Consider the following 15,541-nt stretch of genomic DNA (forward strand, 5'->3'; position numbering starts at 1 on the left):
GAAATTTGGAATTTGAGATTACGAACGAAGTGAGGACCCATGCCTCGCATTGCAACCATCGACAAGAAAGAAGACCTAAAACCGGAAGATCAAAAAATTTACGACGCCATCGCGCAAAGCCGCGGTGTGGTCGGCGGACCGTGGAAGGCGCTGTTGCACAGCCCCGAGATGGCCTATCGGACTATGCACCTTGGCAGCTACGTGCGGTTCGAGTCGACGCTAGACCATAAGGTGGTCGAGTTTGCCGCCCTGGTCGCCGCGCGGGAGCTGGAGTGCAAGCATGAGTGGGCGGCGCATGTAGGGCATGGACAAAAAGCTGGCATCCCGATGGAAACGATCCGCGCGGTTTATCAGAAGAAGCCGGCCGAAGCGTTTTCATTTGAAGACTCACAGATCGTCAGCTTTGTGCGCGAGATGATTCACAGTCATCGCGTCAGCGAGCCAACGTATCAGGCGATCTATGGCCGCTTTGGCGAAAAGGGCATGGTCGAGCTAACGGCGACCATCGGTTACTACGCTATGCTGGCTTGTACGCTGAACACTTTTGATGTTTACACGGCGACGCCGCCGGATGATTTGAAAATTTGAGCGGGAGAATGCGGCAAAATTCCCTCGGAGTCCTTCGACAAGCTCAGGACGAACGGAGTATTTAGTCCGTTCGCTAAGCAGGTGCTCGACGGCCCTACGCGCTCAGGCGTGCCGGTTCTTGCTCACGTAGTAGGTCGGAGTAGAAGAGCGAGACGACGCGGTTGCGGCCGCTGCCCTTAGCTTTGTAGAGGGCGCAATCGGCACGCTGCACGACGTCGTGCCAGGGTTCCTGGCCGGCGGCTTCGTCGGGGCCGCTCAGGCCGCCGCTGATGGTGACGACTTTGAGTGGATGTTTCTCGTGGGCAATTTTCTTGTCCATCACGCCATAGATCATCCGGTGGGCGAGGGTCTTGGCGCCTTCGCGCGAAGTTTCCGGCAGCAAGACTAGCAGCTCCTCACCGCCGTAGCGGTAAACGCGGTCGGTTTTGCGTACGCTCTCCTTGAGTAGTCCCGCCACTTCTTTCAAAGCCTCATCCCCGGCAACATGACCGTAGTGGTCGTTGTAGAGCTTGAAATGATCGACGTCGAAGAGCACCACGGCGTAGGGACGCTGATAGCGCAGCGCCGAGGCATGCGTAAAGTTGAGATCGACCTCCATGGAGCGGCGGTTACCAATCTTCAAGAGCGGATCTTCGAGCGACATCTCGCGTAATTTCCTATTGACGTCCATCAACTCTTGGGTGCGATTGGCCACGGCGCGTTCGAGAATTTCCGTTTGAGTCTCGAGCACGCGAAAATGAGCCGAGACCAAGTCTGTTTGGGTGACCAGACCGACGAGTTCTCCAGAACCATCGACGACTGGAAGATGGCGAATCTGATTTGATTTGGCGAGGACGAGCGCTTCAAAGAGCTGGGTGTGTTCGGCGACGGTAACCGGTGGGGCAGACATGACCGCTCCCGCCGGCGGATCGTAGTCTTTGCCTTGCTGCTGCAGCTCAAGAAAACGTTTGACAATGTCGCGCTCGGTGACAATGCCGACGGGCCGATTGTTTTCGACCACCACCATGCAGGAGTGACGATTATCTTTCATCGTCTGGACCACCTGCGACAGGGGGGTCGTGGGGGTGGTGCATTTCACCGCTTTGGTCATCAGACTTCTTATTTCGAGATCCTGCATGATTCTCCCGTGCCCGCTTTGCGAGCGCATCGCGGACGCTGCATTTTTTGGAATAAATCGGCGTTTGCGTGTGCAGCTTTAGTACTTGTCTCTAAATGCACCGCGGGTGCTCCGATCAGGCGGGAGCCTCCGAAGAACGGATGGAAGCTTCTCAATGGGACAAAGAATTCCCGAGTTGACACCATCCCCGCCCGGCGGATAGGCTTCAAAAAAAATCGCTGAAAGGAAACGTTAATGAAACTCCAAGGACAAGTCGCGCTCATTACCGGCGCGGGGCGTAATATCGGCAAGTCGATGGCGAAGCTATTCGCCAGCGAAGGCGCCAGGATCATCGTCGCGGAAATGCACGAAGGGCGCGGTCAATCGGTCGTCGATGAAATCAATAAATCCGGCGGCCAGGCGGGGCTCGTCTTGGGCGACGTGTCAAAGTCAGCAGACGTGCAGCGGATGGTCAAAGACGCGGTGGCCAAGTTTGGCGGCATCGATATTCTCGTCAATAACGCGGCGCTGACCGATCACGCCAATATCTTCGACAGCACCGAAGAAGAGTTCGACAAGATCATCGCCGTGAGCTTGAAGGGGCCATATCTGGTTACCAAATATGTCGCGGTGCAGATGAAGAACCAGGGGCGCGGCGGAAAGATCGTCAACTTCGGCTCAACCTCGGGTTTGGTGGGTCGCTTCGATGGCATCGCCTACGCTGCTGCCAAAGCGGGCGTGATCAATATGACCCGTGCCATGGCGGTGCAGCTGGCGGAATATGGCATTCGCGTGAACTGCATCGTGCCGAATCGCTCCGGCTCTCCAGTCGGTTACGATGATGACGTGACCGGCAGCCGCACGTTTCAAAACCTCGCCGGCCGCCTCGGCACGGCGGACGATCAGGCCAAAGCGGCTTTGTTCTTGGTCAGCGATGAATCCAGTTTTGTCTATGGCCATCCCCTGATCGTCGACGGCGGCGTCATGGCGACGGCCAATTTCCCGCGCGAACAGTTTCAGAAAAAATAAAAAAGTGGTGGCGCGCGATTGCTAGCCCGGATTATTCATCGCTGCGGCGCGATCGAAGCGAAGCTCTTCCGGAGCGAAGGCAACAGGTATCCGCTTCGACGCCGCCTTGTGGGGGCGACCGGCGGATCGCCCTTCGTTTTATCGGTAAAGGGTTAGCTTGGCGACACGCCGCTCGATATCCGCCATGACCTCGTTATAGGCCGGTGAGCCGACACCGCCATAGGTGTGCTTGAACTGTACCGCAGACATGTACTCAGGCAGATCTTCGGTGACGGGTATGATGTAAAGCTCGCTCAGACCTGCGGCAACGCGGCGCTGCAGCTTGGTTGCACTGGTCACATTCTTTGTCGCGTGCTCGCCGAATACCGTGCCGGCGCGATCGGCGGCGATATCGTTGAACGAAAAACCGCTGCCGCCGCGAGTATCGGCGATTTCTTTGTAGAGACCGACGGCGTCAGCGAGAGGGGTGCCGGCAAAGGCCGCCAAGGCAGCAGAGACGATGAAATGCTTGGGGAAATCCTCGCGCTTGCTGAGGGTCACAGCTAGCCGCCTGGGGGCGCGCCAACTTTTCGCGCTGGGAAAAAACGATCCCGCCGGACGACCGTAGGTGTACAGCGTCAAGGCCAAGACTGCCGCGCGGTTCTCCGCCACCGCGTCGCCGTCGATGGAACGCTGTTCGGCGAGCTTGAAGAGCGGCACGAGAAACTCGATCAACGAGGCGCTGTGGCTATTGATTTCGTGGGTTAGCGCGGCGAGCCGCTCGTGATAGATGCGCAAGCGCTCTTGCTCCTCGGTGGGCATCAGCGTGTTGCGCACGGTGTCGAGCAAATCTTTGCGCCATTCGTAGGTAAGCGAGACGCGCCCGCTGCCGGCTCTCAGGTTCTTGACCGACGCGGCGACGATCTCTAGTTCTTCAGCGCCGAAAGTCTGAATCAATGCCTTGCGCAGCAGCCAATCGGCGAGGCCGCCGGGCACCGTGATCGCGCCGAATTTCAAAGATTCGAACGGCGGCAGTCCCGCGCCGTCCCGCAGCGTTGCTTCAACGTTGATAAAACGGCGCACGCGGGCAATCGGCAATCGCAGGCTGACGGTCAGCTCAGCCGCGCCTTCCCGAAGTGCGACTCGAGCGCTGCCTCCGGCAAAGCGATGGGCCAGGTAATTGGCGGCGAGATCGAAATCGGCCTGGCTTACGGTGACCGTCTTGATCGTGCCCGCTTTAATGTGGCGTGGGTTGTTGGCTTCGAGGATGCGTTTGGCACGTTCGATGTTCGCCGGGGTGACGTCGGCTTCCCGGTCGACCAACGGCGTGCTATCGATGGCGAGGAAGACCGCGCCGACCACGAGGAACGGGATGGCGAAGAGCCCGAGAACAATCAGTCTCAATAGAAATCGCATCTTGATCGTATAGGGTAATCGATCGCAGGCGCGAAATCCAAAGGGTGGCGAGTCCAGGCTTGGCTTGTTGCTCAAATCGACCGATGCGGCTAAGGTCTTTTGACGGCTTCTTAATGGGCACCATAAAACACCTTCGATGGCTCGATCACTGGGTCGGGCTCCCGCTTTGTTTCCTGCTCACTCTAGCGAGGCGTTTGATCGATTTGGCCCAGCGCACTACCCAGACGCCGCCGCGTTCTGTTGTTTTCATCAAATTGGTCGAACAGGGTTCCACGGTCTTAGCTTATGCGGCGCTGCGCCGCGCCATCGATCGCCTTGGCAAGGAAACCGTCTATTTTATGGTGTTCGAGGAGAATCGTTTTATCCTTGACGCCATGAAAATGATCGAGCCGGCCAACGTGTTGGCGATTCGCAATCGCGGCCGCTTGACGGCCATGGCCGATATGCTGCGAGCGCTTTGGACGCTGCGCCGGCGCCGGGTCGAGGCAGCCATCGATCTAGAATTTTTTGCCCGCGGCTCCGCCGCTCTTGCGTGGCTAAGCGGCTGTGCCGTGCGCATTGGCTTTCACGCCAGCGGCGGCGAAGGACCCTATCGCGGCGATTTGATGACGCATCGGCTGCGCCACAATCCCTATCTCCATACGGCCGATACTTTTGGTTTGCTGGTGGATGCATTGGAGTTGCCGCCCGGTTCGCTGCTGCCCATGGCGAAGACTCATGGCGCCGCGCCGGCGCATGCCGACTTGCCGCCGCAGGTGGCGCCCAGCGATGCCGAACTGATTGACGTCAGCAGCATCGTCCAAAGCGCGCTGGCCGTGGGCAAGTGCAGCTCGCTGATCTTGCTCAATCCCAATTGCAGCGACATCCTGCCGCTGCGGCGCTGGCCGGAGCCGCACTACGTTGAGCTCGCGCGTCTCTTGATTCGGCGCTATCCGCACGTTCACGTCGCGGTGACTGGCGCGCCGGCGGAGCGCAGCGCTGCCGAAGCATTTGTCCGCCGGGTCGATTCACCGCGCTGCTTCAGCCTGGCAGGCCGCACGACGCTGCGCCAGCTGCTCGTGCTTTACTGCATGGCGGAAATTCTCGTCACCAACGACAGCGGCCCGGCGCATTTTGCCACGCTGACGCCGATCGACGTCGTGACATTGTTCGGACCGGAAACGCCGCAGCTCTTTGCGGCGCGCAGTCCGCGCAACCACGTCTTTTGGCGCGCTCTTGCGTGCAGCCCCTGCGTCAGCGCGCTGAACCAGAGAACTTCTGACTGCCGCAACAACACCTGCATGCAGCAAATCACGGTGCAGGAAGTCTTCGCCAAAGTCTGTGAAATCTACGATCGCCGCGCGCTGGCCAACGCGGCGAGCCACGAAGCTCCGGCGGCGGCGGCGCGCGCCACCGGGACCTAAAACGCCGCGCTGCGATTCCCCTCACGGTTTTCCGAGCCGGTACGTCTAACCAATTGGGCCTACGGTCGCAGGAACCGTCGTTCGCGGGAGCACGCTTGAGATTTTCCAATTCTTCACTGGTTTTTGGCACGGTGTTGCTGCTCGCGCTGCGTTTGACAGGCGCGTTCTTGATCGAGCTCGCGCCGCAGGAGGCCTATTATTGGAACTACGCGATGCATCCGGCGCTCGGTTACTTCGATCATCCGCCGGCGGTCGCTTGGGTCATTCGCGCCGGCTACGAAGTAGTCGGCAAATCCGAGATCGGCGTACGGATCGGCGGCTACGTCCTGACTTTACTTTCGACCGGGCTGCTCTATCTGCTCGCGAAGTTGTGGTTCAGCAAAAGGGCCGGTCTATGGGCGGCATTTCTGTTTCAGATTGTGCCGTTGTTTTTGGTCTACGGGATGTTGATCACGCCCGACGTGCCGTTGACTTTTTTTTGGCTGCTAACGCTCTACCTGGTTTCCCGCGCGGTGCGCGAAGCAAGGTCCGGCCTCTGGTACTATGCAGGGGGTTCGCTTGGCCTTGCCTTTCTCTCAAAATATAGCGCCGCGTTTCTAGTGCTGTCGACGTGTTTGTTTCTCCTCTGCGACCCGCGCTACCGCTTTTGGCTGCGGCGCAAAGAGCCCTATCTGGCGCTGGCCATCGCGGCAATATTTTTCACTCCCGTGGTGCTCTGGAACATGGAGCCTGGCTGGGCGTCGTTTAAATTCCAAGTGAGCGATCGATTGGCGGTGCAAGCGAATAACCCGCTGCGCCGCTTTAGCGAGTATGTGCTGATCCAGCTCGGTGTCACCTCGCCGATGTTTATTGCAGCGTTGCTGTTGATTGGCGCCGTGCCACGGTCGCTGCCGTGGCAGCCGCGCCGCGGTGCTTGGCGTTTTGCCTTGGCGTTTAGCTTGCCGCTGCTGCTTTTCTTGTTGGCCTATGGCAGCCGCGCGACGGTGAAAGCGAATTGGCCGCTGCCGGGATACTTGCCGCTCCTGCTGGCGGCTTATCCGGCGTATCGCTATCTGCGCTTCGGCAGCGGCCAGCGCATGAGGATAGCGGCGCGCCGCCTGCTGGTCTGTTGGTTGTGTGCGATGCCGCTGCTCTACGGCGTCGCGATCTATCACTTGACGAAGACTCTGCCGCACGTGAAGGTGCATCGCTGGACCACCGGCTGGCGCGAGTTGGGAAAGCTCGTCGGCAGCCACGCTCGCGTGTTGGAACAGGAATCAAGCCAAAAAGTGTTCTTGTTGGGCCTCGACACGCACTATCTGGCATCGGCCCTTTCGTTTTACGCCGAAGGCGGCTATCCGGTTTTTTCGCGCAACTTGATCGGCCGTCCGGCGTTGGCTTTCGCTTACTGGGGCGCGGCAACGGAGCCGCGAGGCATGAACGCGCTGGCGATCGATGTCAACGAACCGGATCCCTCGAAGCTGCGTCCGTACTTTGAGCGGGTGGACGAGCAGGTGACGCGCGTGCCAGTCATGCTCGGTGAGCGCAGGCTCTACGATTTCTATTTGGTCAAATGTTACGGTTACAAGGGTATCGGAGCGGCGCAGAAAAAGCTGAGCTCAGGTAGTGACTGACGGTGAAATCTAATAGCAATCAATTGAATTGTGGGAATGAAGGAGGGGAAGAAGTCTCTCTAGTTGCTCAAGAATAGGCTGGCGGCCCAGTTTCGCGCCTGCGTTTCGCGCGATTCGCAGATATACGCCATCGCCAAGCGCGCCCGGCAGCGCTGGCTCAACATGCATTAACCGGGTGACCCGTGAGTTTTTATTGGAGCTCGTTTTTCAGCCAGTTCACGATCGTCGGAAAGGTCTGCGGCGTTTGCCCCATGTGGCCGCCGGGAAAGACGCGGGCGGATTTGGGGCTGCCGTATTCCAATAAAATATAGAGATCGGCGATCGGCGTTTGCAAATCTTCTTTGCCGTTGACGATCAACATCGGGCACGACGGTTTGTCGAGCCAGCCTTGATCCTTAAGTGAAAGCGCCGACCAAGGTTTGAAGAGATCGTCAAATTTCTCGACGCCGAACAAGCGGCAGCGGGCGATATCATGGTCCATCAGATAACTTTCGGCGTTGGTCGATTCGCGCAGCCAATCTTCTTGAAAGAAATAATGCACACCGCCGCCCCATACGATCGAGGCGCGTAAGCGTTTGGCTTCGACGTAGGCCATCTTTGCTGACCAGTAGCCGCCGAAGCTGCGGCCCATGATGGCGATTTTTTTCGGATCGACGTCGGCGCGAGTTTCGAGATAATCGATGACTGAGCTGAAAATTACATCTGCCGTCGGTGAGGCTTTGATCGGACATTCGCCGACGCCCGGCATGTCGACGGCGCAGGTGGCCATGCCGTTTTTTTGCAGGCCTTCGTCATATTCGTAGCTTTCGGCCTTGAACGAATCGATGCCGCCGAAGTTGATGACCATCGCGTGTTTCTTGCCGTCTTTGGGCAGGCGCACGTAGATGGGAATTTTCCCGACCTTGGAGTTGATCTCGACGCGCTCCAGCACTGGCTCGAAATATTTGCCGGCCTTCTCGTAGACCTCTAAGCTTTTGCGAAAACATTCCATCTTCCCCGGCGTATGCGGTGTCGGGTAGCGGCCGGTGGCGTAGTAGCAATAGGCTTGGACGTAGTTTTCCCGAGCTTCTTTAAAGTTGCCTTGCTTTTCAGCTTGCGCGGCCTTGTCTTCGTAAGGCTTGGCCACCCGCGACCATTCTTTGGCCCAGAGCTCAGGGTCTTTGCTGGTGAGGTTGGCGAGGACCGATTGGACGTCCTCCATTTTGGCATGGCGAAAGGTGTTGCGTTTGCCGGTGCGCGACAGCACCATCGCTTTAACTTCTTCGAGATTTTTCACGCGGCCCATAAAACCTCCAGTGGCGTTGAATTTCGACACGGTCCTGCGAGCTTACTCGGGAAATTGGATCGTAGCCCGATCGTCCCGAGTAGCGCGCAGCGCGTATCGAAGGATGCCCTTGTCCGTCTACGCTACCTTGACTTTGACTGCAAGCGCCGAGTAATATTCGCCAATTCTTAGACCTAAGTCGCATTCGAGGAGAATGTAATGAAGCGTTTTTCGATCCTAGTCTTAGCCATGTTTTTCCTGGCTTCGGCTTACTCGCTGAGCCAGGCGCAGCAGCCCAAGCGCGGCGGCACGCTGACCATCGGCTTCAAGGAAGAGCCGGACCGGCTCGATGCGCGCTATCAAGGGCGGCGCTTCATTCTCTTTCCCGAAGTCTTCGAAAGCCTAGCGGTGTTTGGCAAAAACATGAGCGATATCCGTCCGGCGCTGGCGGAAAAGTGGGAGCAGCCCAATCTGACCACCTACATTTTTCATTTGCGCAAGGGTGTGAAATTCCACAACGGCCGCGAGCTGACCGCGGAAGACGTCAAGACCAACATCGAGTGGCGCAGCAAGGGCGCGCCCAAAGACTGGCCGCGCATGCGCAATCTGGAAGCGATGAGCAAGATCAAAGAGGTCGAGATCCTAGACAAGCACAAGATCAAAGTCACCATCGATGAGCCTGGCCCGATGATGGTGACGGCGTTTACCGGCGGCGATACGGGTCTGCCGGGAATTATTCCGCCAGAGACGGCGGGCAAGTTGATGCTGGGCAAAGGCGGCACTCTGCCGATCGGCACGGGACCCTTCAAAGTCACCGAATGGGTTTCGGGCAGCCATATTACAATGGAACGCTTCAACGACTACTGGGGACCGAAAGCGCTGGTCGACAAGATCGTTTTCAAGTTTATTTTCGATGACGATGCCCGGCTGATCGCGCTGCAGCGCGGCGACGTCGACATCGCCGAGCAGATCACCGGCGCGGGGTTGCCGATCGTCAACAAAGATCCCAACCTGCAAGTGTTCAAGACGCTGCGCACCTTTCGCGACATCAAGCTTTATTACAACAACAAGAACTGGCCGATGAGCGACGTGCGCTTTCGCCGGGCGCTGACCATGATGGTCGACTTTGACAAGAACGTCGATGTGCTGCGCGGCGAAGCGGTGCGCGCCAAGAGTTTCATGGCGGGGTCGAGTTGGGCCAACGATCCCGAGATCGGCAAGATGTTTCCCAAGCACGACGTCGCCAAAGCCAAGGAGCTGCTTAAAGAAGTGGAAAAGGCCGGCGGCAAACCGTTGCCGGAATTGGTTTACGTGAGCCCCAACCGCGATGTTTACGTCAAGATCGCCAACCTGCATTACGCGGCGTACACGGCAGCGGGCTTGAAGATCAATCTCAAAATGGTCGCGCCCGACCAATGGCTGCGCGACCGCGGCGCGGGCAATTACGACATTACACTGGCCGGGGGCGGCGGGCCGGGCATGGACCCACTTTATCAAGCGCGTATGTTCGGTTCGGCCAAAGACATCGGTCTGATCGAGCGCGACGGTTTCAACATTCCGCGCTGGGTGAATAAAGAGTACGACTCGCTGATCCGCAAGGCGCAATCCACCGAAGACAAGAAGGTGCGCGCCAAGCTCTATCAAGCCGCGGACAAGATTCTTATGGCTGAGCTGCCGGCGGCGCCGTATTATCACGAGGTCTATTCGCACGCGGCCAAGAAATACGTCAAAGGCATCATCACGATGGAGAGCGGCGATCCGCATCTGCATACGCCGGCGGGGCAGGTCTGGCTCGACAAGTAGTTTGCGCTTGGCGAAAACTACTTGTATTTCAGATTTCAAATTGCAGATCTCATCATCGGACTCGGTTGAAGGTGCGGCGCTGCGTTAATCCATGATCTCCTATCTCCTCAACCGATTCGCGCAGCTTGTTCCCGTCCTGGTTGGCTGTTCACTGCTGGTCTTTCTTGCGCTGCAGCTCCTGCCGGGCGATGCGGCGCAGATCTATCTCGGCGATCGCGAGTTTAATCAGGAAGATTACCTGGCGATGCGCGAGTATCTTGGCTTGGACGAGCCGATTCACGTTCAATATTACAAGTACGTCAAGAATATCGTGCACGGGGATTTCGGCCGCTCGGTGCGCACCCATGAAAAGGTTTTGCCGACGATCCTCGATCGGCTGCCGGCGAGTTTGACTTTGGCGGCCGCGGCGCTGTTCGTCGCGCTGATCATCGGCATTCCGGTGGGCATTCTTTCGGCGGTCAAGCCCTATTCGCGCCTCGATCAGGGCAGCATGATCGGCGCGCTGCTCGGCGTTTCGGTGCCGAATTTTTGGTTGGCGCTGATGCTGATCCTGTTTTTCTCGCTTTACCTGGACTGGCTGCCGGCGTCGGGACGGGGCACGCCGCCGGATCTGAAGCACTTAATCTTGCCGGCGATCGTTCTGGGCAGCGCCTATGCCGCGACGATTTGCCGACTGACGCGCTCCTGCATGCTGGAGGTTTTGAACCACGATTTCGTGCGCACGGCGCGCGCCAAGGGCTTGTGGGAGTTTTTCGTCGTTAACAAGCATGCGTTTCGCAATGCGTTGATCCCGGTGGTCACGGAAGTCGGCATTTCGATTGTCGGTTTGATCGAAGGCAGCACGGTGATCGAAGTCGTGTTCGCCTGGCCGGGCATCGCCCGGCTGGCTTTTACCGCGGCGCAGTCGCGCGATTTTCCGATGCTGCAGGGCTGTGTGCTTTTGGTGGCAGCGCTATTTGTCGTGGTCAATCTCTTGGTCGACGCGCTCTATTACTATCTCGATCCACGGATCAAGTTCGCCGGAGCGGCCCATGAAGGCTGAAGCGTCGTTGAACCTAGATTTGGTGGAGACCAGGAGCCCGAGCCTGTGGCGCAACTACGTGCGGCGCTTTCGGCAAAACGGCCTCGGCACGTTCGGCGCCGTGATCAGTATCCTTGTCATTGTTCTCGCCATCGTTGCGCCGCTGATCGCGCCCTACGATCCGATTCAAGTCAATCCCGATAAGATTTTCGCCGAGCGCGGCTGGAGCCACTGGCTCGGCACCGACGAGCTGGGGCGCGACTTTCTTTCGCGCTTGATCTACGGCGCGCGCGTCTCGCTATTCGTCGGGGTCGTCGCGGTGGTGTTCAAAACCATCGTTGGCACGGTGATCGGCCTGGTGACGGGCTACTTTGAAGGTTTCATCGATAATTTTCTGATGCGCTGCCTGGACGTGCTCTACGCTTTTCCACGGACGCTGTTGGCGCTGCTTATTCTCGCCGTGGTGGGACCGAGCATCCCGGCGCTGATTTTCGTCATCGGCTTGGGCGGCATTCCGCAGTTCGCCCGCATCGTGCGCGGCGCGGTGATGTCGGCAAAGCAAAACGAATACGTCACCGCCGCGCGCTCGCTGGGCTCGACCAGCTCGCGGATTCTCAGGCGCTATCTTTTGCCCAACGTGCTGGCGCCGATCTTGATTCTTTCGAGCCTGAGCCTCGCGCGGGCGATCACCGCCGAGGCGGGCTTGAGCTTTCTTGGCCTCGGCATCGATCCGACGATCCCGACTTGGGGCGGCATGCTGCGCGCCGGCGGTCCCTACTTGCGACTCCATCCCCATCTGGCTATCTTTCCGGGGTTGTTAATTATGTTGGCAGTGTTGGGATTTAATGCTATGGGAGATGCAATCCGCGACATATTGGACCCACGCATGATGAGCCGGGTGCGCGGTGGAAGGTCGACGTAAGACCAGAAGATAAGATGACTCACCACGAAGCACACGAAGGACACGAAGTTCGGAAAAGATTTGTCTTTTCCAACTTGCTTCTCTTCCCTTCTTGCTCTTCGTGTCCTTCGTGGTGAAACTGAATTTATTTATGGCAGAACTTCTGCAAGTCAAAAATCTTCGCGTGTCGTTTTTCACTCCCGAGGGTGAAGTGCGCGCCATCGACGGCGTCAACTTCGAGATCGATCAGGGCAAGACCCTGGGTCTCGTTGGTGAATCGGGCTGCGGCAAAAGCGTGACGTCGCTTTCCATCATGCGCTTGATCCCGTCGCCCCCGGGTAAGATCGTCGGCGGTGAAATCTTCTACAAGGGCCGGGACCTTCTCAAGCTCAACAATGAAGAGATGCGCAAGATTCGCGGCAACGAGATCTCGATGATCTTTCAGGAGCCGATGACCTCGCTCAATCCGGTTTTCACCGTTGGCAATCAGATCGGCGAGGCGATCAAGCTGCATCAAGGCCTGGGCAAGGCCGAGACCCGCGCCAAGACCATCGAAATGCTGCGGCTAGTCAAGATCGCCGACCCCGATTCGCGCGTCGATGCCTATCCGCATCAATTGAGCGGCGGCATGCGCCAGCGCATCATGATCGCCATGGCGTTGTCGTGCAATCCGAGCCTGTTGATTGCCGACGAGCCGACCACCGCCCTCGACGTAACAATTCAAGCGCAGATCCTCGAACTGATGAAAGAGCTGCAGCAGAAAATCGGCATGGCGCTGTTGCTGATCACCCACGACTTGGGTGTGGTTGCCGAGCAAGCCGATGACGTGGCGATCATGTACGCTGGTAAGATCGTCGAGCGCTCGAATACGCGGGCAATTTTTACCAAACCGTTTCATCCTTATACCGTGGGGCTATTGAATTCGCTGCCGCAGACCGGCAGTGCCAAGAAGAAAAGGCTGGACGCTATCCCCGGCGTGGTGCCGAGCCCGCTGCGCTTGCCGAGCGGCTGCCGCTTTCGCGACCGCTGCCCCAAGGCGCAGGATGTTTGCGCGCAAACCGAGCCGCCGCTGGTCGAAAAAGAGGCCGGGCACACGGTGGCGTGTCATTTCCCGCACTCCGAAGTGAGGCAAAGCGCAGTCGCATGAAGACTAAGCCGAGGATGGAGGATTGAGAATAGAGGATAGCGATCTTCGATCCTCCATCTTCCATCCTCAAATTCGATTATGAGTTTGTTAGAAATCCGTAACCTTAAGAAACACTTCCCGGTCGGCGATGGGTTTTTCTCGCGCAACAAGGGTGTGGTCAAGGCCGTCGACGGTGTCAGCCTGACCGTGAACGAGGGTGAGACGCTCGGCCTTGTCGGTGAGTCGGGCTGCGGTAAGTCGACTTTGGGCCGCGCACTTTTGCGCTTGATCGAACCGACCAGCGGCGAGGTGATGTTCCAAGGCAAGAATCTGTTGGCGCTGTCGCAGCGCGAGCTGCGCGACATGCGGCGCGAGATGCAGATTATTTTTCAAGACCCCTACGCGTCGCTCAACCCGCGCATGCGCGTCGGCGACATCGTCGGCGAGGGCCTGGAAATTCACAAGCTCGCCAAAGGCAAAGCCAAGCGCGATCGCGTCATGGAGCTTTTGCATCAGGTCGGTTTGCGCGAGGATCACTTCGACCGCTATCCGCACGAGTTTAGCGGCGGGCAGCGCCAGCGCATCGGCATTGCCCGCGCATTGGCCGTGAGCCCCAAGTTTATCGTTTGCGATGAGCCGGTGTCGTCCCTCGATGTGTCGATCCAGGCGCAGATCATCAACCTGCTGCAAGAGCTGCAGGAAAAACTGAAACTCACTTACCTGTTCATTTCCCATGACCTGCGCGTCGTCGAGCACATCAGCCACCGGGTCGCGATCATGTATCTAGGCAAAGTCGTCGAACTCGCCAGCGGCGAGACGATCTATCGTGAGGCCAAACATCCTTATACCAAGGCTTTGCTATCGTCAGTGCCGCTGCCTGATATGGAGCGCAAGAAAGAACGCATCGTGCTCGAAGGCGACGTGCCAAGCCCAGTAAATCCGCCTTCGGGCTGCACGTTTCACCCGCGCTGTTCTTACCGGCAACCGCTGTGCAGCCAGAGCGAGCCTTCGCTGGATTTCGATGCATCCGGCCATGGTACCTCTTGCCATGTCTTTGGTCCTGAGAAACGCGCCTGATCCTCGCTGCGCGAGGAATTCCAAATTACAGATTCCAAATTCCAGAAATTGCTGGAGGTGTGATGGTCGCTTTGTGGCTTAGTTTGCTGTTTTGCGTATCACTGACCGGCGCTGCGTGGGGACAGAAAGCTACGAGCTTGGCCGATCTGGTGAAATACACCAAGGCCGACCGCGAGAAGGTTCTTTATGAAGGCGCGAAGAAAGAGGGCAAGGTCGTTTGGTACACGTCATTGGTGCCGTCTAAAGACATCGCGAAGATTTTTGAAGCGAAGTATCCCGGCGTCGCGGTCGAGGTCTATCGCGCCGGCGGCATCGAGCTGGCCAACAGAGCGCTGTCGGAGTTCAAGGCGCGCCGCTACATCGTCGACACCGTCGAGACCACGCCGGGCGCTTTGATGACCATGCGCGATGAAAATTTCTTCAGCCCTTACACTTCGCCGCATCTGAAAAACTTTCCCGATAGCGCCAAGGAAAAGGCCAAGAACGATTTGGTTTATTGGACCACCGACCGCGAATCGTATATTGGTTTTGCCTACAATAAGAACGCCGCCAAGGGCATCGAGTTGCCGAAGAAATTCGACGACCTGTTGAAGCCGGTGCTCAAAGGCAAGATGGCGATCAGCAGTGACGAGAGCAGCGCCCGGCAGTTTGGTGCCATCGCCTATTTCAAGAGCGATGGCTTCATCCGCAAGCTGAAAGATCAAGAAGTGACGCTGCACGGCGCCTCGGGGCCCGGCTTCAACGAATTGATCGTCTCCGGCGAGGCGCCCATGTCCTTTGTGGGCTTCTCGACCAACGTCGCTCACGCTGCTGCCAAGGGAGCGCCGATTGGGTGGCATCCGTTGGACTTGGCTGTGGCCAACGCCGGCAGCGTCGGCATTTCGGCGAACGCGCCGCGTCCCCATGCCGGTTTGCTGCTGCTCGATTTTCTCATCAGTCCAGACGGGCAAAAGATGTTTTCTGAGACTTTTTCCTATGGTAGCGGCGCGAAGAATTATGGCTTCCAAAAGTTCTATCCGGAAAAGGGGCTGACGACCGCTGAATACGCCGATCGGGTCGAACGATGGATGCGCTTGATCAAGGAAATCACGCGTAAATCTTAGCAGGCCGGTGGAAAAACTCTTCGGAGCCCTTCGACTGAGCTCAGGGCGTACGGATCGGAAGTTGAAATTGTTGGGGAAGATCCGTTCATGCTGAGACCTGTCGAAGCATTCTTACGAGCTTT

Annotated in this window: 13 protein-coding genes; 10 read left to right on the forward strand and 3 right to left on the reverse strand. The window is 57.9% G+C overall.

Annotated features, from left to right (window positions below; genetic code table 11):
• The first annotated feature begins 39 nt into the window (after positions 1-39).
• Positions 40-588 carry a carboxymuconolactone decarboxylase family protein gene (locus FJ145_21590; GenBank protein MBM4264001.1) on the forward strand — a complete coding sequence of 183 codons (549 nt, stop codon included), beginning with the start codon at positions 40-42 and terminating at the stop codon, positions 586-588.
• Between the two features lie 94 nt (positions 589-682).
• On the opposite strand, the gene FJ145_21595 is transcribed toward FJ145_21590, so the two are convergent.
• On the reverse strand, positions 683-1,735 hold the full coding sequence (locus FJ145_21595) for a diguanylate cyclase (GenBank protein MBM4264002.1): 1,053 nt from the start codon (positions 1,733-1,735) through the stop codon (positions 683-685).
• Between the two features lie 204 nt (positions 1,736-1,939).
• Between FJ145_21595 and FJ145_21600 the strand changes: the two genes are divergently transcribed.
• Complete coding sequence (locus FJ145_21600) at positions 1,940-2,713, forward strand: SDR family oxidoreductase (GenBank protein MBM4264003.1); 774 nt, start codon at positions 1,940-1,942, stop codon at positions 2,711-2,713.
• A 138-nt stretch (positions 2,714-2,851) separates the two neighbouring features.
• On the opposite strand, the gene FJ145_21605 is transcribed toward FJ145_21600, so the two are convergent.
• Positions 2,852-4,096: a hypothetical protein gene (locus tag FJ145_21605; protein ID MBM4264004.1), complete on the reverse strand. Its 1,245-nt coding sequence runs from the start codon at positions 4,094-4,096 to the stop codon at positions 2,852-2,854.
• Between the two features lie 95 nt (positions 4,097-4,191).
• On the opposite strand from FJ145_21605, the gene FJ145_21610 reads away from it, so the two are divergent.
• On the forward strand, positions 4,192-5,511 hold the full coding sequence (locus FJ145_21610; protein MBM4264005.1) for a glycosyltransferase family 9 protein: 1,320 nt from the start codon (positions 4,192-4,194) through the stop codon (positions 5,509-5,511).
• Between the two features lie 95 nt (positions 5,512-5,606).
• Positions 5,607-7,124 (forward strand): glycosyltransferase family 39 protein, encoded by a 1,518-nt coding sequence (locus tag FJ145_21615; protein ID MBM4264006.1) that lies wholly within the window; start codon positions 5,607-5,609, stop codon positions 7,122-7,124.
• Between the two features lie 190 nt (positions 7,125-7,314).
• On the opposite strand, the gene FJ145_21620 is transcribed toward FJ145_21615, so the two are convergent.
• On the reverse strand, positions 7,315-8,409 hold the full coding sequence (locus FJ145_21620) for an alpha/beta hydrolase (protein ID MBM4264007.1): 1,095 nt from the start codon (positions 8,407-8,409) through the stop codon (positions 7,315-7,317).
• 198 nt (positions 8,410-8,607) lie between these two features.
• Between FJ145_21620 and FJ145_21625 the strand changes: the two genes are divergently transcribed.
• The 6 genes from FJ145_21625 (at position 8,608) to FJ145_21650 (ending at position 15,419) form a co-directional block, all read left to right on the forward strand.
• On the forward strand, positions 8,608-10,191 hold the full coding sequence (locus tag FJ145_21625) for an ABC transporter substrate-binding protein (protein ID MBM4264008.1): 1,584 nt from the start codon (positions 8,608-8,610) through the stop codon (positions 10,189-10,191).
• A 91-nt stretch (positions 10,192-10,282) separates the two neighbouring features.
• Positions 10,283-11,233 (forward strand): ABC transporter permease, encoded by a 951-nt coding sequence (locus FJ145_21630; protein ID MBM4264009.1) that lies wholly within the window; start codon positions 10,283-10,285, stop codon positions 11,231-11,233.
• Positions 11,223-12,134, forward strand: coding sequence for an ABC transporter permease (locus tag FJ145_21635; GenBank protein MBM4264010.1), 912 nt, complete (start codon positions 11,223-11,225; stop codon positions 12,132-12,134). The genes FJ145_21630 and FJ145_21635 overlap by 11 nt, the downstream gene beginning before the upstream one ends.
• Before the next feature lie 130 nt (positions 12,135-12,264).
• A complete protein-coding gene (locus FJ145_21640) occupies positions 12,265-13,260 on the forward strand; it encodes an ABC transporter ATP-binding protein (protein MBM4264011.1) in 996 nt (331 codons plus the stop codon).
• A gap of 78 nt (positions 13,261-13,338) precedes the next feature.
• Positions 13,339-14,316, forward strand: coding sequence for a dipeptide ABC transporter ATP-binding protein (locus tag FJ145_21645; GenBank protein MBM4264012.1), 978 nt, complete (start codon positions 13,339-13,341; stop codon positions 14,314-14,316).
• A 62-nt stretch (positions 14,317-14,378) separates the two neighbouring features.
• On the forward strand, positions 14,379-15,419 hold the full coding sequence (locus tag FJ145_21650; protein MBM4264013.1) for an extracellular solute-binding protein: 1,041 nt from the start codon (positions 14,379-14,381) through the stop codon (positions 15,417-15,419).
• Positions 15,420-15,541: the final 122 nt, after the last annotated feature.

The sequence above is a fragment of the Deltaproteobacteria bacterium genome, from assembly GCA_016874755.1.
In the GTDB taxonomy this organism is placed as follows: Bacteria; Desulfobacterota; Binatia; order UBA9968; family UBA9968; genus DP-20.